We start from the raw sequence: 18,009 nt of genomic DNA, 5'->3' as shown, positions 1-18,009 counted from the left end.
GCCTACTGATGGACGCCGTGCACGAGGGTGCACCTGACGAGAATTGCAACACGTTCTAGTCTGTGCACATGAGTGACGAGCTGTTGCGCAATCCGACCCATAACGGACATCTGCTGGTGGGCGCGCTCAAGCGCCACAAGAACAGGCCGGTGCTGTTCCTCGGCGACACGACGCTGACCGGCGGTCAGCTGGCCGAGCGGATCAGCCAGTACATCCAGGCGTTCGAAGCACTGGGCGCAGGCACCGGCGTCACGGTCGGCCTGCTCTCCCTCAACCGCCCCGAGGTGCTGATGATCCTGGGCGCCAGCCAGACCCAGGGCTATCGGCGCACCGCCCTGCACCCGCTGGGCTCGCTGGACGATCACGCCTACGTGCTCTCCGACGCCGGGGCCACCGCGCTGATCATCGACCCCAACCCGATGTTCGTCGAGCGCGCGCTGGGGCTGCTGGAGAAAGTGGACTCGCTCAAGCAGATCCTGACCATCGGGCCGGTGCCGCAGGCTCTGAACGGTGTGGCAGTGGACGTGTCGGCGGAGGCGGCCAAGTACTCGCCGCGGCCGATCACCGTCGCGGACCTGCCGCCCAACCACGTCGGCGGCCTGACCTATACCGGCGGCACCACCGGAAAGCCCAAGGGTGTCATCGGCACCACCGGGAACATCGCGACGATGACTCAGATCCAGCTCGCCGAGTGGGAGTGGCCGGAGCACCCGCGTTTCCTGATGTGTACGCCGCTGTCGCACGCGGGCGCGGCGTTCTTCACGCCCACGCTGGTCAAGGGCGGCGAGATGATCGTGCTGGCCAAGTTCGACCCGGCCGAGGTGCTCAGGGTCATTGAGGAGCAACGGATTACGGCCACCATGCTGGTGCCGTCGATGCTCTACGCGCTGATGGACCACCCCGACTCGCACACCCGCGACCTGTCGTCGCTGGAGACGGTGTACTACGGCGCTTCGGCGATCAACCCGGTGCGGCTGGCCGAGGCGATCCGCCGCTTCGGGCCGATCTTCGCCCAGTACTACGGCCAGTCCGAGGCGCCGATGGTGATCACCTACCTGGCCAAGGCCGATCACGACGAGAAGCGGCTGACCTCCTGCGGACGGCCCACCCTGTTCGCGCGGGTGGCCCTGCTGGCCGAGGACGGCAACCCGGTGCCGCAGGGCGAGCCGGGCGAAATCTGTGTCAGCGGACCGCTGTTGGCCGGCGGCTACTGGAATCTGCCGGAGGCGACCGCGGAGACTTTCAAAGACGGCTGGCTGCACACCGGTGACATGGCCCGCGAGGACGAAGACGGCTTCTATTACATCGTCGACCGGGTCAAGGACATGATCGTCACCGGCGGTTTCAACGTGTTCCCCCGCGAGGTGGAAGACGTGGTCGCCGAACACCCCGCGGTGGCGCAGGTGTGCGTGGTCGGCACGCCGGACGACAAGTGGGGCGAAGCCGTCACCGCCGTGGTGGTGCTGCGCTCCGACGCCCCGCGCGACGACGCCGCGATCGAGGCCATGACCGCCGAGATCCAGGCCTCGGTCAAGGACCGCAAGGGCTCGGTGCAGTCACCCAAGCGGGTGGTGGTCGTCGACTCGTTGCCGTTGACCGGGTTGGGCAAGCCGGACAAGAAGGCGGTGCGGGCACAGTTCTGGGAAGGCGCCGGGCGCGCCGTCGGCTAGTCACGGCCCACGAACGTGAGGCTGGCCGCACGCTCGGCGCCGAACGTGAGGCTGGCTTCACGCTCGGCCGGAGTGACTACTGTGGCAGGCATGGCTGAACGGATCCGACCGCCGTGGTGGCTCAAGCCGGCGAACAAAGTGTTCATCCAGATGTCGAAGCTGGGCCTGAACTTCGGCGGGGAAAGCCCCGTGGTCCTGACCGTGCCCGGCCGCAAGACCGGCGCCCCGCGGTCCACGCCGGTGACGCCGATGACGGTGGACGGCAAACGGTACGTCGTGGGCGGCTTCCCCGGCGCCGACTGGGTCAAAAACGCCAGAGCCGCAAGCGAAGTCACGCTGACCAGAGGCCGCACCAAGGAACGCGTCCGGATGGTGGAACTGTCCGCCGAGGAAGCCAAGCCGCTGCTGCGGGCGTTCCCGACCGAGGTGCCCACCGGAGTGGGTTTCATGAAGCGGTCCGGACTGGTCAAGGACGGGCGCCCCGAGGAATTCGAAGCACTGGCCGGGCGGTGCGCCGTCTTCCGGTTCGACCCGATCTAGCCCGATGCGCAGCGTCCTGCTGGTCGTGCCGCTACTGCTGGCCGCCTGCCTCCCGTGGGCGCCGCGGTCGGCGGCCGCCCCGCAATGCCCGGCAGGTGGCGCCCCGCCCCCACCGGACGCGGCCGAACGGCAGGTGGCGGATCTCGATGGCGACGGCTCGCCGGACACCCTGTGGATCGGCCGGGTGCAGCAGGCCGGCGCCGTGACGCGCGTGGTCGGCGTCAGCACCGCCAGCGGCACCAACAGCGACGTCCAGGTGGCAACGGCGAGCCCGATACCCTTGAGCGCGTTGGCAATCGACGCTCAGGAGAATGGCCGGCATCAGGTGATCGTCAGCGACGGTCGCGGCGCCCGCTTGTACGAGTACACCGACTGCCGCCTGCAGACCGTCGTCGACAACCAATACGGCAAGCCGTTCCTGTTCGACCTGCAGAACCTGCGCGGCAGCGGCACCGGGGTGGGCTGCAGCGACCTGGGCGACGGCCGCCGGCTGGTCGGCCTGCAGGCGCTCGACGACTCGGGCCAATGGACGGTGCGCCGCACCGAGATCGACCTCGCCGGCCTGCAGGCGTCGACCGGGCGCTCGGACACCCTGACGGCGACCTCGGCGGCGGACCCGGTGGTCACCTCCGCGCAGACGATCAGTTGCGGGGACCTCACCATTACTCAGGACGGAGTCCAAGAACGTTGAGCGACAGCCCCTTTCACCCCGACGAATGGCGACGAGTCGACGGGTTCGACGACCTGACCGACATCACCTACCACCGCCACGTCAGCGACGCCACGGTACGGGTGGCGTTCGACCGGCCCGAGGTGCGCAACGCGTTTCGGCCGCACACCGTCGACGAGCTCTACCGGGTGCTCGACCACGCCCGCATGTCCCCCGACGTCGGGGTGGTCCTGCTGACCGGTAACGGGCCGTCGCCCAAAGACGGTGGGTGGGCGTTCTGTTCCGGCGGCGACCAACGCATCCGCGGCCGCAGCGGCTATCAGTACGCCAGTGGCGACACCGCCGACACCGTCGACGCGGCCCGCGCGGGCCGATTGCACATCCTGGAAGTGCAGCGGCTGATCCGGTTCATGCCCAAGGTGGTGATCTGTCTGGTCAACGGGTGGGCCGCCGGCGGCGGGCACAGCCTGCACGTGGTCTGCGACCTCACCCTGGCCAGCCGCGAGCATGCCCGCTTCAAGCAGACCGACGCCGACGTCGGCAGCTTCGACGGCGGCTACGGCAGCGCGTATCTGGCCCGCCAGGTCGGCCAGAAGTTCGCCCGGGAAATCTTCTTTCTGGGCCGGCCCTATACCGCCGAGCAGATGCACCAGATGGGCGCGGTCAACGCCGTCGTCGAGCACGCGCAGCTGGAGACCGAAGGGGTGCAGTGGGCAGCGGAGATCAACGCCAAATCCCCGCAGGCCCAGCGGATGCTGAAGTTCGCGTTCAATTTGCTCGACGACGGGTTGGTGGGTCAGCAACTGTTCGCCGGCGAGGCGACCCGGCTGGCCTATATGACCGACGAGGCCGTCGAGGGCCGCGACGCCTTCCTGGAGAAGCGGCCCCCGGATTGGAGCCCCTTCCCCCGCTACTTCTGACCCCCGGCCCGAGCGTGACGCTTGGCACAACAGACGCCTCCCTAGACTCCCGTTGTGAGTAAAAGTCCACTTCGCCGGGTCACCGAACAATTCGTACTGGCCGGCATGCGGCCGCCGGTGGCACCGCAGCTCCTGCTCAACCGGCCCGCGATCAAACCGGTCGACCTTGCCGGCAAGCGCATCCTGCTCACCGGCGCCTCTTCGGGCATCGGCGAGGCCGCGGCCGGACAGCTGGCAAGCCTGGGCGCCACCGTCGTCGTCGTCGCCCGCCGCAAGGACCTGCTGGACGCGGTCGCCGACCGGATCACCACAGCGGGCGGCGCGGCGATATCGCTGCCCTGCGACATCTCCGACATGGACGCCGTCGATGCATTGGTGGGCGAGGTGCACGACCGCATCGGCGGGGTGGACATTCTGATCAACAACGCCGGCCGGTCCATCCGGCGGCCGCTGGCCGAGTCGCTGGAACGCTGGCACGACGTCGAGCGCACCATGGTGCTCAACTACTACGCCCCGTTGCGGCTGATCCGCGGGCTGGCCCCGGGAATGCTCGAGCGCGGTGACGGCCACATCATCAATGTCGCGACCTGGGGGGTGCTCTCGGAGGCTTCCCCGCTGTTCTCCGTCTACAACGCGTCCAAGTCCGCGCTGTCCTCGGTGAGCCGGATCATCGAAACCGAGTGGGGCCACCGGGGTGTGCACTCCACCACGCTGTACTACCCGCTGGTCGCCACGCCGATGATCGCGCCGACCAAGGCCTACCAGGGGATGCCCGCCCTGACGTCGGAAGAAGCCGGTGAGTGGATGGTGACGGCTGCTCGCACCCGGCCGGTACGAATCGCACCCCGGATCGCTTTGGCCGCCCGGGCGCTCGACAACGTCGGGCCCCGCTGGGTCAACGCTTTCATGCAGCGCGGCAGCCGGCGCAACGGTTAGCCGTTCCAGCCGGTCGCCGCGGCCGACGTGGTAGACACGAGGCCATGGAGATCCTGGCCAGCCGGATGCTGCTTCGGCCGGCGGACTACGAGCGTTCGATGCGCTTCTACCGCGACGAGATCGGTCTGGCGATCGCCCGCGAATACGGCGCGGGCACCGTTTTTTTCGCGGGACAGTCTTTGCTGGAGCTCGCCGGATACGGCGAGCCGGACCACTCCCGCGGCCCGTTTCCCGGGGCGCTGTGGTTGCAGGTGCGTGACCTCGAGGCGACCCAGTCAGAGTTGCGTAGCCGGGGCGTGGCGATCGCCCGGGAAGCGCGTCAAGAACCGTGGGGTCTGCACGAGATGCACGTGGTCGACCCCGACGGCGTCACCCTGATTTTCATCCAGATACCCCCGGGCCATCCGTTGCGCACGGACACCCGCCAGTGAACGGAGCGAACCCAAGGTGAACTGACAGGTAACATCTGGCGACGACTCTCGGTATACCTGCTTTTCGCCTAGTTCTCTGTTCGACAACGGAATACCCCTACCACCAGAATCATGGCCTGTGAACATCGACTTGTTCCTCTTGATCATCGTCGTCATTACGGCGCTCGCGTTCGACTTCACCAACGGCTTTCATGACACCGGCAACGCCATGGCGACCTCCATCGCCAGCGGTGCGCTGCAGCCCAAAGTGGCGGTGGCGCTGTCGGCGGTGCTGAACCTGGTCGGTGCGTTCCTGTCCACGGCCGTCGCGGCCACCATCGCCAAGGGGCTGATCGACGGAAACATCGTGACGCTGGAGCTGGTGTTCGCCGGCTTGGTCGGCGGCATCGTCTGGAATTTGCTGACGTGGTTGCTGGGTATCCCCTCGAGTTCCTCGCACGCGCTGATCGGCGGCATCGTCGGCGCCACCATCGCCGCCGTCGGCGGACACGGGGTGATCTGGAAAGGCGTGATCTCCAAGGTGATCATCCCGGCGATCATCGCCGCGATACTGGCCATCGCCGTCGGCGCCGTCGCCACCTGGACTGTCTACCGCATCACCCGCGGGGTCCGTCCGGCGCGCACGGCCAACGGCTTCCGGCGCGGCCAGATCGGCTCGGCGTCGCTGGTCTCGTTGGCCCACGGGACCAACGACGCGCAGAAGACGATGGGCGTCATCTTCCTGGCGCTGATGTCCTACGGGGCGGTCAGCCGCACCTCCTCCATGCCGCCGCTGTGGGTGATCGTGTGCTGTGCGCTGGCCATGGCGTTGGGCACCTACCTGGGCGGCTGGCGGATCATCCGCACCCTGGGCAAGGGGCTGGTGGAGATCCAGCCGCCGCAAGGCATGGCCGCGGAATCCTCTTCTGCCGCGGTCATCTTGCTCTCGGCCCACTTCGGCTACGCGCTGTCCACGACGCAGGTCTGCACCGGTTCGGTGCTCGGCAGCGGGGTGGGCAAGCCCGGCGGCGAGGTGCGCTGGGGCGTGGCGGGCCGGATGGCGACCGCCTGGCTGGTCACCTTGCCGCTGTCCGGGCTGGTCGGCGCGATCACCTACTGGATCGTGCACCTGATCGGCGGATACCCCGGCGCGATCGTCGGATTCTCGCTGCTGGTCGCCGTTTCCGCCGCCATCTACCTGCGCTCGCGCAAGGTCAAGGTCGACCACAACAACGTCAACGCCCAGTGGGAAGGTGACCTGACCGCCGGACTGGACAAACCATCGGCGACGACGATGGACCACGGACCCGGCTCGACGAACGGCAGCAACGGATCCGGGCCGGCGCAGCCCCGGTTAGGCCCCGACGACGCGATCAAGGCGGGTAACCCTTCATGAACGACTGGTTCAACTACGAGGCGACCCTCAAGATCCTGCTGTTCAGCCTGCTCGCCGGCGCCGCGCTGCCCGCCATGTTCGCCGCGGGCGTCCGGTTCCAGGCCGCGGGCGCCGGCGACGCGCACGCCGACGGCGCTGCGCCACAGCGCAATCCGCTGTTACTGGCGATCGCCTGGACGATCTACGCGATCGTGCTCGCGGTGATCGTGCTCGGCGTGCTCTACATCGCCCGCGACTTCATCGCACACCACACCGGCTGGGCGTTCCTCGGAGCCAAACCCAAGTAACGTCGAATACATATCGTTGGCATAGAGTTTGTCGACGGCTCCGACGGGAAGTTGTAACGACGTGAATCGATTTCTCTCTTCGATTGTCTCGTGGTTGCGCGCGGGATATCCCGAAGGAGTGCCGCCCACCGACTCCTTTGCGGTGTTGGCTCTGCTGGCGCGTCGCCTGACCAACGACGAGGTCAAGGCCGTCGCCAACGAATTGATGAAGCGCGGCGAATTCGACCAGATCGACATCGGCGTGGTCATCACCCAGTTCACCGACGAGCTTCCGGCGCCGGAGGACATCGAGCGGGTGCGCACGCGGTTGGCCACCAAGGGCTGGCCGCTCGACGACGCCCGTGAGGACCACACATAGCCACTCTGCGGGCGCTGAGCGTCCCACCGGGCTCGGCCACCTCGCTGCTGTTGCCGGCTCTGGAACGGGTGCTCGACGGGCGTGAATCCGCGCTGCTGGCGCTGCCCGAAGGTCAGCAACCTCCACCGGCGTTGCGGGTGGGGGCGGAGATCGACGACGACGTGGCGCTGGTGGTGACGACATCGGGCACCACCGGCACCCCTAAGGGCGCGCTGTTGACCGCGGCCGCGCTGACGGCCAGCGCCGCCGCCACCCACCACCGACTCGGCGGACCGGGCACCTGGCTGTTGGCGGTCCCGCCCTACCACATCGCCGGGCTGCAGGTCTTGGTGCGCAGCGCCATCGCCGGTACCACGCCGGTCGACATGGACGTCTCCGCCGGCTTCGACGTCGCCGAATTGCCCAATGCGATAGCGCGATTGGGCTCAGGCCGGCGCTACACCGCGCTGGTCGCCGCGCAGCTGGCCAAGGCACTCGCCGACCCCGCCGCGACGGCGGCGTTGGCCGACCTGGACGGCGTACTGCTCGGCGGCGGGCCGGCACCCCGGCCGGTACTGGACGCCGCCGCGGCCGCCGGCATCGCCGTCGTGCGCACCTACGGCATGAGTGAGACGGCCGGCGGCTGCGTCTACGACGGAGTACCGCTGGACGGTGTGCGGTTGCGCATCGGCGCCGACGGCCGGATCGCGATCGGCGGGCCGATGTTGGCCAAGGGCTACCGCAACCCCGTCAACCCGGACCCGTTCGCCGAGCCCGGCTGGTTTCACACCGACGACATTGGCACCCTGGATGATTCGGGCGTCTTGACCGTGCTGGGCCGCGCCGACGACGCCATCAGCACCGGCGGGTTGACCGTCCTGCCCGGCCCGGTGGAAACCGCGCTGCACAGCCACCCCGCGGTGGCCGAGTGCGCGGTGTTCGGGCTCGCCGACGACCGACTCGGTCAGCGGGTGGTCGCGGCGGTGGTGGTCCGCCCGGGACGCCCCGCACCGACCCTCGAGGAGCTGCGCGCCCACGTCGCCGCGCGCCTGGACGCCACGGCCGCACCTCGTGAGCTCCAAATCGTCGACGAACTCCCGCGTCGCGGCATCGGCAAGGTCGACCGCGGGGCGCTGGTGCGCCGGTTCAGCGGACCCACTCTCTAGGCTCGGTGACCGTGAGGATCGCGCGCCGGGAAGCGGCGGCCGTCGCAGCCGGAGTTGTCCTGGTGGCCGCGGCCGCCGTCCTGCCCCGGTTGCACATCGGCCTCGAACCGCGCTCCGACACCGGTCTGGAGCGGTTCGGCACGCGGCCCGGCGCCGCGCCGATCTTCGGCTATTGGGACCTGCACGCCAGCTGGGGCACAGTCGCCGCAGTCGCCATTGCCGTTGCCGCCGTGGCATGGGGAACCGTTGTCGCGCAACGCCTTTCGTGGCGAATGGTGACCCTCGCCAGCTGGGGTGGCGCGTGCGCGTGGGCATTCTCGCTGGCCATGATCGACGGTTGGCAGCGCGGCTTCGCCGGCCGGTTGACCACCCGCGACGAATACCTGTTTGCGGTCCCCGGCATCTCCGACATCCCGGCCACCTTGCGGACCTTCGCCAGCCGGATCCTCGACTTCCAACCCAACTCGTGGGTGACGCACGTGTCCGGGCATCCGCCCGGTGCGGTGCTGACGTTCGTGTGGCTGGATCGGCTGGGGCTGCGCGGCGGAGCCTGGGCCGGGTTGCTGTGCTTGCTGGTGGGTTCCAGCGCGGCTGCGGCGGTGGTGGTCGCGGTGCGGGCGTTGGCCGACGAGCAGGTGGCGCGGCGGGTGGCGCCGTTTGTGGCGGTGGCCCCGACGGCGATCTGGGTCGCGGTGTCGGCAGACGGATATTTCGCCGGTGTGGCGGCCTGGGGTATCGCCCTGCTGGCGCTCGGGGTGCACGGGGCGGTTCGTTTCCCGGCCCTGGCTGCGGCCGCGGCGGGCCTGCTGCTCGGGTGGGGCGTGTTCTTGAGCTACGGGCTGCTGCTGACAGGCCTGCCGGCGCTGGCGGTGCTGGTGTCGGCGCCGCGTTGGCGCAGCGCGCTGCGCGCCCTGGGGCCAGCGGTAGTCACCGCGCTGGCGGTGGCGGTCGCCTTCGCCGTCGCCGGGTTCTTCTGGTTCGACGGCTACCACCTTGTCCAGCAACGCTATTGGCAGGGCATCGCCAAAGACCGGCCGTTTCGGTACTGGGCGTGGGCGAATCTGGCGTGCACGGTGTGCGCCGTGGGACTGGGCAGCGTGGCCGGAATCAGCCGATTGTTCGATCCGGATGCCATTCGGCGGCGCTCGGGGTTCTATCTGGTGCTGCTGGCGATGCTCGCCGCTATCGTCGCGGCCGACCTCAGCATGCTGAGCAAGGCCGAAACCGAACGCATCTGGTTGCCGTTCACCGTTTGGCTGACTGCCGCGCCGGCGCTGTTGCCGCCGCGGTGGCATCGCCCGGCATTGGCGGTCAACGCCGCCGGAGCAGTGCTCCTCAACAGCGTCATCTTCACGAATTGGTAGGCAACGTGGACAAACCGGTCCTGGCACGTCGACTCGGCACCACCGACGCGGTGGTGATCGGGCTGGGTTCGATGATGGGCGCCGGGGTGTTCGCGGCCTTCGGTCCCGCCGCCCAAGCCGCCGGTGTCGGCCTGCTCATCGGGTTGGTACTCGCCGCGGCGATCGCGTACTGCAACGCCACCGCCTCAGCGCGATTGGCCGCGCGCTACCCGACGTCCGGTGGCACCTACATCTACGGGCGGGAGCGTCTGGGGCCGTGGTGGGGCTTCATCGCCGGGTGGGGCTTCGTGATCGGCAAGACCGCGTCCTGTGCGGCGATGGCGCTGACGCTGGCGTCCTACACCGTCGCCGGACCGCAGTGGGCGCAGCGCGCTGTGGCCGTGGGGGCCGTGGTGGTGCTGACCGCGCTGAACTACCGCGGTGTCACCAAGACGGCGATGCTGGCGCGAATTCTGGTGGCGTGCACGCTTATCGCGCTGGCCGTGGTGGTCATCGGCATCGCCGCCGACCGGCCCGGAACGTCGCACCTGACCGGCGATTGGTCGAGCGTCACGGGATATGGGGTGTTGCAGTCAGCCGGGCTGTTGTTCTTCGCGTTCGCCGGTTACGCGCGGATCGCGACGATGGGCGAGGAAGTGCGCGAACCGGCCCGCACCATCCCCCGGGCGATCGGGATTGCGTTGGCCATTGCCGTGGCGGTCTACCTGGTGGTCGGGGTGGCGGTGCTGCTGGCCGCCGGGCCCAAGCGACTGGCCGGTGCGACGGCCCCGCTGGCCGAGGCGTTGCGCGCGGTGGATGCGTCGTCGCTGCTGCCGGCGGTCGCCGTGGGTGGGGCGCTGGCCAGCATGGGCGCGCTGCTGGCGCTGATTGCCGGGGTCGGTCGCACCGCCCTGGCCATGGCCCGCCACCGGGATCTGCCCGGCTGGCTGGCCGCGGTCCATCCGCGCTATCAGGTGCCCCACCACGCGGAGATCGCGCTGGCGGTGGTCGTGTGTGTGCTGGCGGCCACGGTCGATCTGCGTGGGGTGATCGGCTTCTCGTCGTTCGGGGTGTTGATCTATTACGCGATCGCCAACGCCGCCGCCTACACCCTGCCCGCCCGCGGCTGGCTACGCGGGCTCAGTGTCGCTGGGTTGATCGGTTGCCTGGTGCTGGTCGCGACGTTGCCGTGGACATCGGTGGTGGCGGGACTGGCCGTGTTCGCCGTGGGGCTGCTCGGGCGCTGGGCGCGTGGTCTCAGAGCCCAGCGGCGCGGGTGACGCGGGCGAAACGACTGCCGGGCGCGCACGCGGCGCGTACCACCGCGACGTCGGCGACGACGTCCACGTCGGCCAGCTGCCGCACGGTGACCACCCCAACCCCGTTGTCGCGCAACGCCTTGAGCGTCAACTCTCCGGTTTCCGGCACGGACATCGGAACACCGCGCAGGCAGTCGGCCGCGGCCGGCGTCTGTACCCCCAGCACCCACCACCCGCCGTCGGCGGCCAAGCCCAGTACCGCCGGTGACTCGAGCAACAACGCCGCGCAGTCGCCCATCAGGTCGGCGGTCACCTGCGGGGTGTCCATCCCGATCTGCAGCACCGGGTGCCCCGCCGGGCCGTCGGCGGCGTCGGCGTGGGCATTGGCCAGCCGATCGGCGAAGTCGTCGCCACGCTGCGCGATCACGGTGAACGCTTGCAGGCGCCGCCGGATTTCGGCGGCCCCGGCCGCATTGTCCAGGTCCCCGGTCAGCGCCACCACCCGCGCCGCCACCGGGGCGGCGGCGACGGCGTCCAGGGTGTCCAGCAACGCTGCCGCGGCGATCTCCGCGGCGACCCGCTCGCCGACGGTTGCGGCCAACCGGGTCTTGGCCAGCCCGGGCTCGGGCGCCTTGGCCACCACCAGCACGGTGACCGGCAGCGTCACGAAATCACCTTCCAGAAGTCCAGAATGGCGATGACGCTGCCCCGCAGAGATCCGCTCACCTTCGATTTGCCGCCGGTGCGTGGGCCGTAGCTGACGTCGAGTTCGACCACCCGCCAGTTCGCCGCGGCGGCGCGCACCAGCAATTCCAGCGGATACCCCGACCGCCGATCGGTGACGCCGAGGTCCAGCAGCGCTTGACGCCGGGCCACCCGCATCGGTGCGATGTCATGCACCGGCAGGCCGTGGCGGGTGCGCAGCCGCCAACTCATCACGACCGTCCCCACCCGCGCCACCCACGGCCAGTGCAGCCCCGGCACCGGCCGGCGCCGCCCGATCACCAGGTCGGCGCCTTGATCGAGCGCGGCGACCAGCCGGGGCAGGTCCGCCGGGTCCATCGAACCGTCGGCATCGATGACCGCGACGACCGGTGTGCTCGCGGCGACCACGCCGGCGTGCACCGCCGAGCCGTACCCGGGCCGCGGTTCGGCGACGACTCGAGCGCCGTGCCGGGCGGCCACCGCCGCGGTGTCATCGGTGCTGTTGTTGTCCACCACCAGAGCCCGGTAGCCGGGCGGAATCGCGGCCAGCACCGCAGGCAGCGACTCCTCCTCGTTGAGGCAGGGCAACACCACCGTCACGACATCGTCGGGCACGCCCACCGACTCTAGGGGGCTCCGCTAGACCGCGGTCAGAAGCCGGGGAAGTGTCCCCCGCCGCCGCGACCGCCGCCACTGCCGCCGCCGCTACCCCCGCCGGTCCCACCGCCGCCGGACGGCAGCCTGGGCGCCGGCTCTACCGGCCTGGGGGCGATGGTCTGCTGCTGCGTGGGCGGTTTGGGCGCCACGGTCTGCTGCTGCTGCGTCGGCGGCTTGGGGGCCACCGTCTGCTGCGTGGGCGCCTGTGTCGGCACCTGCGTCTGCTGGGTCGGCGCCTGCGTCGGCTTGGGCGCCGCGGTCGTCGGCGCCACGGTCGGCGCCTCCGTCGTCGGGGCCACCGTGGTGGTCTTCGGCGTCACCGGCTGGGTGGTCACCGGCGTCGTCGGCGCCGTGGTGTCCGGGGTGCTCGGCTTCGTCGTCACCGGCGTGGTGGGCGGAGTCGTCGGCGGCGTGGTCGGAATCGTCGTCGTCGGCGTCGGCGGGGTCGGATACGTCGGGTATGGGCCGTACGTCGGCATGCCCGGCTGCCAGCCCGGATACGGCGGGATGAAGATCGGGACCGGCAGCGGCGCGGGGACCGGGACCACGGGCGGGGCGACCGGCGCCGGGATGGGTGCCGGGGCGGCCGGGGCCGGCGCGGCCGGCACACCGCCGCCGGTTCCGGGCACGACGCCCTGACCGGGCAGCACATTCTGGACCGGGATGGTTCCGCCCTGGAATCCGGCGTTGGGCGCCTCAGGCGGGGGCGGCGGCACCGGCGCCTGCTGTTGGGTCGGCAGCAGCGGCATGAACTTGCCGGGTTGGGCGTTCTGGTGGCCCTCCACCGGCTGCGACGCGGCGGTGGGCCGGACGGTGACCGCCACGGCGACCGCCAGGGAGGCGAACCCAACGACCGCGAACGCCACGACAGCGTTGCCGATCAGCAACGACCGGCGGTTCAGTCGCTCCGGGCGGTCGCCGGCGACCTCGTCGTCGGCCGGATCGTCGTATTCCTCGTATTCGTCGAAGCCGTCCATCGGCTCGACCGGAAGCAACTCGTAGTCGCCGGCCTGGGAGTACGCCAGCTGCTCATCGCCGGAGGTGGGCGCTCCCTGCGCGGGCGGCAGGTAGGTCGTCGCGTCGGGACCGACGGCCGGTGCGGACATGGTCGCGTCCAGCGGAACGGCCCCTGCGGCCATTGTCGCGTCGATCGGCGCGGCCGGTGCGGCCATGGTGGCATCGGCGGGCAGCACCGGGTGAGCGGCCGTCGCGGCGGCCAACGCCGCGCCGCGGGCCAGCGCGAAGGTCGGGTCGTCGGGGACCTGGACCTGCATGGTCTGATCGCCGCTGCTGAGCTGGTTGGCGAACATCTGGGTCTGCTCGGCCGACGAGCCGACCACGACCACCTGGTCAGGACTGCTGGTCTCCTCGGGGATGCGCGCCATCAGGGTGTCGAACGTGGAGGTGGCGTCGGTGCCGTGCGGCGCGGCGGCCAGCATGGTCGGCGGAGCATCGACGGAGCTGCCGTCGGCGCCCGCCATCGCCAGGCTCGCCGTCTCGTCGCCGACCAGCAGCACCGCCGATCCGGCGCCCGCCGTCCCCAGCAGCGCCGTAGCCGCCTCCGACTCCGAAAGCACCTCCACATCGGGCACCCCGGACGAGTCCAGCGCCTGGCGCAGCTCGTCGGCCTTGGCGTGGTCGGTCCAGATCAACCGGGTGGCGACCAGCCGGTGATTCTCGTCGGCCAGCAACCGGTTGGTGCCTACCACTGTCTCGGTCAGCGCCTGGACCGGGCGGTCGGCAAGGTCGACCGACGACTGGTCAATGACACCTTCACCGCGGGCGGCAGCATCCACCATGGCCAAGCGCGCAACTTGGCCGGTGACCGCGACCCCCAAAACGACGTCCATTACGGCTCTCCTTCGGCCGGCTACCCCGCAACCAGCAATGTCCCGGCATCATTACACTTCGATACCGTCAGCAATATTCGTCATTCGGGCGACAAAGGTTCCCCTATGAGCGCAGCGTAACCGGGATTCCCGACCAGCGGGGACGGTCATTGAGGAAGCTGATCGTCTTCATAGCCTGCTCACAGCCACTGCCGCGTCTTCCGAACGGAGAATATGTTCGCAATCGATCAACGCAGCGGACCCGGCAGGGGGTTCCCTCGCGGTGGCACCAAACCTGCGCGACCAGCAACCGACCTTGGAACCCGGGGGACATTGTGAGCGTGAACAGCGACGACACACCGACCGGCCCCATCACCGGTGCGCGAGCCCAGCAAGCGCCGCCCGGCCCGGGGGGCCCGGGATCCGGTCATCTCTCGTTCCCGGGTCAGCCCGCGCCGGGGCACTTGACCCGCCGACGCAACACCCTGCGCGACCTGGTGGCCGCTGTGCTTATCGTCCTGGCGCTGCTGTTCCCGTGGAACCTGTACTTCGGTCTCGGCATCCCCGACAGCAGCGGGTTGATCTGGGCGGTGCTCGCGGTGGTGACGCTGCTGTCGCTGACGTCGCTCGCGCTGTCGCGCACCCGGATCAACCCGGTGAGCGCCAGCCGGTTACGCCTGGCGCTCAACGTCCCCTACTTGCTGCTGGTGCTGGCGTTCGTCGTCTACGACGTGGTGGAAACCATCCGGTTCGGCGGCACCGTGCACGTCCCGGGCGGAGTCGGCCCGGGCGCCTGGTTGGGCGTTGCCGGCGCGCTGCTGGCCGCCCAACCACTGCTGACCGCGCCGACCACCGACGAGAACCAGCACCGCGGATGGTTGCGGTCGGCCCGGATCGTCGGGTACGCGTCGATGTTCGGGGCGTCGCTGGCGTCCGGCTTCAACCTGTGCTGGCGGATCCGCTACGCGTTGCGCGGGTCGGACGGCTCGATGTCGCTCGGCACCCAGAACATCGCGGTCATCATCACCGCCGTCGTCTACGGCGTGGTGGCGCTGGCCGCCGTCCTGGTCGCCTCCCGATGGATCCTGCAGGCCACCAAGCCGGCCCGGTTGACGATCCTGGCGCTGGGCGCCTCCGCCCTGCTGGCGGGCGTCCTGGTGTGGCTGCTGCCCATAGGCCGGGAACTCGACGCGTTCCACGGCATCGCGCAGAACACGTCCACAGCGGGCGTCGGCTACGAGGGATACCTGGCGTGGGCGGCGGCCGCGGCGTTGTTCGCCCCGGTGACGCTGTTTGCCGCCGAAGGCTGGCGCACCGACCGCGAGGTCTGGCGTGCGGCCATCCGCAAAGGCCTGCTCCTCATCGGCGTGTGGTCGCTGGGGTCGGTGCTGATGCGGCTGACCGACCTGGTGGTCGCGGTATTGCTGAACTACCCGCTGTCCCGCTACGACACCATGACCATGGCCGCCTTCGATCTAACCACCGCGGTGCTGGCGTTCTGGCTGCGCATCAACTTCGGCAACCGGGCGCTGCGGCCCCGGCTGGTGGCGGCGCTGAGCGGCTTCCTGTTCGCGCTGACGGTGTGCCGCCTGATCGTCGAAGACGTGCTGGCCCCGCGGTTCGAAACCGCTCCCGGCGCGGCACCGAATCCGGTCTACGGCAACGACTTGGCGCAGCAGATCACCAGCGTCTTCGACGTCACACTGTGCTTGCTGGCGCTGAGCATCGTTGCCGGGGTGATCGTGGCCGCGCGGATCCGCCCGTTGCGGCGGCGCCTGCGGCGTCGGCGCCCGGCTCCGCGGCCGGGCGGCACCGGCCCCGGACAGCGCCGCCCGGGCGGTCCGCCGCCGCCATCGGAGGCCAAGACGACGCAATTCGGCGCCGCGGACCACGGCGACGACGCGCCCACCACGGTGTTGTCCGGCGGCGCGGGCCGCTCCCCGCGGATCTTCCGGTCCACCGAGTCAGCGCAGCAGGCGCCGCCCAAGATCTTCCGCCCGCCGGGTAGCTCGTCTTAGCCCTCCAGAAACGCCCCTTTAGCGCAGCGGCGCAAACGCGAACTCGCGCAGCCCGTCCCGCGGTTCGATGGCCGCGCGGAAGCCCAGCACGTCAGCGGCCCGAGCGGGATCGGCGACGATGTGGCGCACGTCGCCGCTGCGGTACTGGCCGGTGACGACGGGCGCCAGGGTACCGGCGGAACCGGCGCGCGCCTCGCACAGCGCGGCGGCCACCTCCCGAATCGAGATGGGCCGGCCGCTGCAGACGTTGGCCGCGGTGAAGCCGCCGCGTTCGGTGGTGGCCGCGGCCAGGTTGGCCGCAGCGACGTCGTCCACGTGGACGAAGTCGCGCATCTGGCCGCCGTCTTCGAAAACTCGCGGCGGCTCACTCTTTTCCAGCGACGACCGGAAGATCGCCGCCACCCCGGAGTACGGGGTGTCGCGCGGCATGCCCGGCCCGTAGACGTTGTGGTAGCGCAGCGCCACCACCGATCCGCCGGTGGACTCCGCCCACGCCAGCGCGTAATGCTCCTGTGCGGTCTTGCTGGCGGCGTACAGGCTGCGCGGGCGCAGCGGGGCGTCCTCGTCGACGAGCTGCCACTGCAACTCCTCGCCACCCAGCGGGCAGCGGTTCTCGAAGATCCCGGCGTCCAGGTCGGCGCGCCGCCGCGGCAACGGATCGACGTCGCCATGCTGCGGACACCGGTAGCGGCCCTGGCCGTACACCACCATCGAGGAAGCCAGCACCAGCCGGGTGACACCGGCGGCGAACATCTGCGCCAGCAACACCGTCGTCGCGAGGTCGTTATGACCGCCGTACTCGGGCGCGTCGGCCGCGTTGACCCCCGCGCCGACCATCGCGGCCTGATGGCACACCAGGTCGACCCCGGCCAGCAGCGGCGCCAGCGCGTCGGCGTCGCGGACATCGATACGGTGGCAGCCGTCGGGCAGCACCGCGTCCGGCCCGTGCGCGGCGGGCAACAGCACGTCGACACCGACCACCTCGTGCCCCGCCGCCCGCAGCGCAGTGTCCACCCGCGACCCGATGAAACCGGCCGCGCCGGTCAGCAGCACCCTCATGGCAACTCGAACGGTAACGCCACCCCGGCGTGGTGCCGGCAGTGCGTGCAGGTGCGTTCGCTGGCCACCCGATCGATGGCCGCGCGCACCAGCTGCTTGAGACGCTGCACGTTCTCCCCGAACCCCGCGAACACGTCGGCGGCCTTAACACCCTCCCCAACGGCGACCCCGGCGTCCACGTCGGTGACCAAAGCAATTGCCGCGTAGCACAATTCGAGTTCACGAGCCAGGACCGCCTCGGGATAGCCGGTCATGTTGACCAGCGTGAAGCCCGCCGAGGCGAACCACCGGCTCTCCGCGCGGGTGGAAAACCGCGGGCCCTGAATCACCACCATGGTGCCGCCATCGACCAGATCGGGGACGTCGGGCACAGCGGTGACGGCGGCGCGCAGCGTCGGGCAGTACGGGTCGGCGAAGGTGGCGTGCACGCCGCCGGAATCGAAGTAGGTATCCGCGCGCCCGCGGGTGCGGTCGACGAGTTGGTCGGGCACCACGATTGCCCCGGGCCCGAGGTCGGGGGTCAGGCTGCCCACCGCGCACGGCGCGAATACCCGCCGGACACCGAGCGCGCGCAGCGCCCACATGTTGGCCCGATACGGCACGGTGTGCGCCGAGTACTCGTGCTGGGCCCCGTGCCGAGGCAGGAACGCGACCTCGTGGTCGCCGACGACGCCGATGGTGATGGGGGCGCTGGGCCGACCGTAGGGGGTGTCGGGGACGACGGTGCGCGCGTCAGCGTCGAGGAAGGTGTAGAAGCCGCTGCCGCCGATCACTCCGAGCATCCGCTCATTGTGGTGCATGAGGCAG

18 protein-coding genes are annotated in these 18,009 nt (G+C 70.2%); 13 read left to right on the top strand and 5 right to left on the bottom strand.

What is annotated here, in order from left to right:
• The first annotated feature begins 68 nt into the window (after nucleotides 1-68).
• From fadD8 to I2456_RS04515, 12 genes are all read left to right on the top strand, one after another.
• Nucleotides 69-1,670, top strand: a complete 1,602-nt coding sequence (gene fadD8, locus I2456_RS04570; protein ID WP_085075006.1) for a fatty-acid--CoA ligase FadD8 — start codon at nucleotides 69-71, stop codon at nucleotides 1,668-1,670.
• Nucleotides 1,671-1,760: 90 nt separating this feature from the next.
• Nucleotides 1,761-2,210, top strand: a complete 450-nt coding sequence (locus tag I2456_RS04565; protein ID WP_068157177.1) for a nitroreductase family deazaflavin-dependent oxidoreductase — start codon at nucleotides 1,761-1,763, stop codon at nucleotides 2,208-2,210.
• A gap of 4 nt (nucleotides 2,211-2,214) precedes the next feature.
• Nucleotides 2,215-2,901 carry a hypothetical protein gene (locus tag I2456_RS04560; RefSeq protein ID WP_085075007.1) on the top strand — a complete coding sequence of 229 codons (687 nt, stop codon included), beginning with the start codon at nucleotides 2,215-2,217 and terminating at the stop codon, nucleotides 2,899-2,901.
• The gene (locus I2456_RS04555; RefSeq protein WP_068022213.1) at nucleotides 2,898-3,800 is read left to right on the top strand and encodes a 1,4-dihydroxy-2-naphthoyl-CoA synthase; all 903 of its coding nucleotides are present in this window, start codon (nucleotides 2,898-2,900) and stop codon (nucleotides 3,798-3,800) included. The genes I2456_RS04560 and I2456_RS04555 overlap by 4 nt, the downstream gene beginning before the upstream one ends.
• Before the next feature lie 54 nt (nucleotides 3,801-3,854).
• Nucleotides 3,855-4,736, top strand: a complete 882-nt coding sequence (locus I2456_RS04550; RefSeq protein WP_085075008.1) for an SDR family oxidoreductase — start codon at nucleotides 3,855-3,857, stop codon at nucleotides 4,734-4,736.
• Nucleotides 4,737-4,780: 44 nt separating this feature from the next.
• The gene (locus tag I2456_RS04545; protein WP_068157170.1) at nucleotides 4,781-5,167 is read left to right on the top strand and encodes a VOC family protein; all 387 of its coding nucleotides are present in this window, start codon (nucleotides 4,781-4,783) and stop codon (nucleotides 5,165-5,167) included.
• 118 nt (nucleotides 5,168-5,285) lie between these two features.
• Nucleotides 5,286-6,542 carry an inorganic phosphate transporter gene (locus I2456_RS04540; protein WP_085075009.1) on the top strand — a complete coding sequence of 419 codons (1,257 nt, stop codon included), beginning with the start codon at nucleotides 5,286-5,288 and terminating at the stop codon, nucleotides 6,540-6,542.
• Nucleotides 6,539-6,829, top strand: a complete 291-nt coding sequence (locus I2456_RS04535; RefSeq protein WP_068157167.1) for a hypothetical protein — start codon at nucleotides 6,539-6,541, stop codon at nucleotides 6,827-6,829. Before I2456_RS04540 ends, I2456_RS04535 begins: the two co-directional genes overlap by 4 nt.
• 61 nt (nucleotides 6,830-6,890) lie before the next feature.
• Nucleotides 6,891-7,187 carry a DUF3349 domain-containing protein gene (locus I2456_RS04530; RefSeq protein WP_067411599.1) on the top strand — a complete coding sequence of 99 codons (297 nt, stop codon included), beginning with the start codon at nucleotides 6,891-6,893 and terminating at the stop codon, nucleotides 7,185-7,187.
• 68 nt (nucleotides 7,188-7,255) lie between these two features.
• The gene (menE, locus tag I2456_RS04525) at nucleotides 7,256-8,332 is read left to right on the top strand and encodes an o-succinylbenzoate--CoA ligase (protein WP_241007946.1); all 1,077 of its coding nucleotides are present in this window, start codon (nucleotides 7,256-7,258) and stop codon (nucleotides 8,330-8,332) included.
• Nucleotides 8,333-8,343: 11 nt separating this feature from the next.
• Entirely contained in the window at nucleotides 8,344-9,696 is a 1,353-nt protein-coding gene (locus I2456_RS04520) for a hypothetical protein (protein WP_085075089.1), read from the top strand.
• A gap of 71 nt (nucleotides 9,697-9,767) precedes the next feature.
• Nucleotides 9,768-10,955: an APC family permease gene (locus I2456_RS04515; RefSeq protein ID WP_241007945.1), complete on the top strand. Its 1,188-nt coding sequence runs from the start codon at nucleotides 9,768-9,770 to the stop codon at nucleotides 10,953-10,955.
• Here I2456_RS04515 and I2456_RS04510 read toward each other — a convergent pair.
• From I2456_RS04510 to I2456_RS04500, 3 genes are read right to left on the bottom strand one after another with little or no spacing between them, the layout of a single operon-like run.
• Nucleotides 10,933-11,601: a TIGR04282 family arsenosugar biosynthesis glycosyltransferase gene (locus tag I2456_RS04510; RefSeq protein WP_068157158.1), complete on the bottom strand. Its 669-nt coding sequence runs from the start codon at nucleotides 11,599-11,601 to the stop codon at nucleotides 10,933-10,935. The two genes, I2456_RS04515 and I2456_RS04510, sit on opposite strands and share 23 nt — an antisense overlap.
• On the bottom strand, nucleotides 11,598-12,254 hold the full coding sequence (locus tag I2456_RS04505; protein WP_068022875.1) for a glycosyltransferase family 2 protein: 657 nt from the start codon (nucleotides 12,252-12,254) through the stop codon (nucleotides 11,598-11,600). Before I2456_RS04505 ends, I2456_RS04510 begins: the two co-directional genes overlap by 4 nt.
• A 35-nt stretch (nucleotides 12,255-12,289) precedes the next feature.
• On the bottom strand, nucleotides 12,290-14,146 hold the full coding sequence (locus I2456_RS04500; RefSeq protein WP_241007862.1) for a DUF7159 family protein: 1,857 nt from the start codon (nucleotides 14,144-14,146) through the stop codon (nucleotides 12,290-12,292).
• A 443-nt stretch (nucleotides 14,147-14,589) separates the two neighbouring features.
• Here I2456_RS04500 and I2456_RS04495 point away from each other — a divergent pair, with 443 nt between their 5' ends.
• Nucleotides 14,590-16,143: a DUF7937 domain-containing protein gene (locus I2456_RS04495; protein ID WP_241007944.1), complete on the top strand. Its 1,554-nt coding sequence runs from the start codon at nucleotides 14,590-14,592 to the stop codon at nucleotides 16,141-16,143.
• A gap of 18 nt (nucleotides 16,144-16,161) precedes the next feature.
• Here the strand turns inward: I2456_RS04495 and I2456_RS04490 are convergent, their stop codons facing one another.
• Together I2456_RS04490 and I2456_RS04485 are read right to left on the bottom strand one after the other, a co-directional pair.
• On the bottom strand, nucleotides 16,162-17,202 hold the full coding sequence (locus tag I2456_RS04490) for an NAD-dependent epimerase/dehydratase family protein (RefSeq protein WP_085075013.1): 1,041 nt from the start codon (nucleotides 17,200-17,202) through the stop codon (nucleotides 16,162-16,164).
• Nucleotides 17,199-17,984 carry an S-methyl-5'-thioadenosine phosphorylase gene (locus I2456_RS04485; protein WP_241007861.1) on the bottom strand — a complete coding sequence of 262 codons (786 nt, stop codon included), beginning with the start codon at nucleotides 17,982-17,984 and terminating at the stop codon, nucleotides 17,199-17,201. Before I2456_RS04485 ends, I2456_RS04490 begins: the two co-directional genes overlap by 4 nt.
• Nucleotides 17,985-18,009: the final 25 nt, after the last annotated feature.

It is taken from the genome of Mycobacterium kubicae (genome assembly GCF_015689175.1).
In the GTDB taxonomy this organism is placed as follows: domain Bacteria; phylum Actinomycetota; class Actinomycetes; order Mycobacteriales; family Mycobacteriaceae; genus Mycobacterium; species Mycobacterium kubicae.
This window is presented reverse-complemented; position numbering and strand designations above follow the sequence as displayed.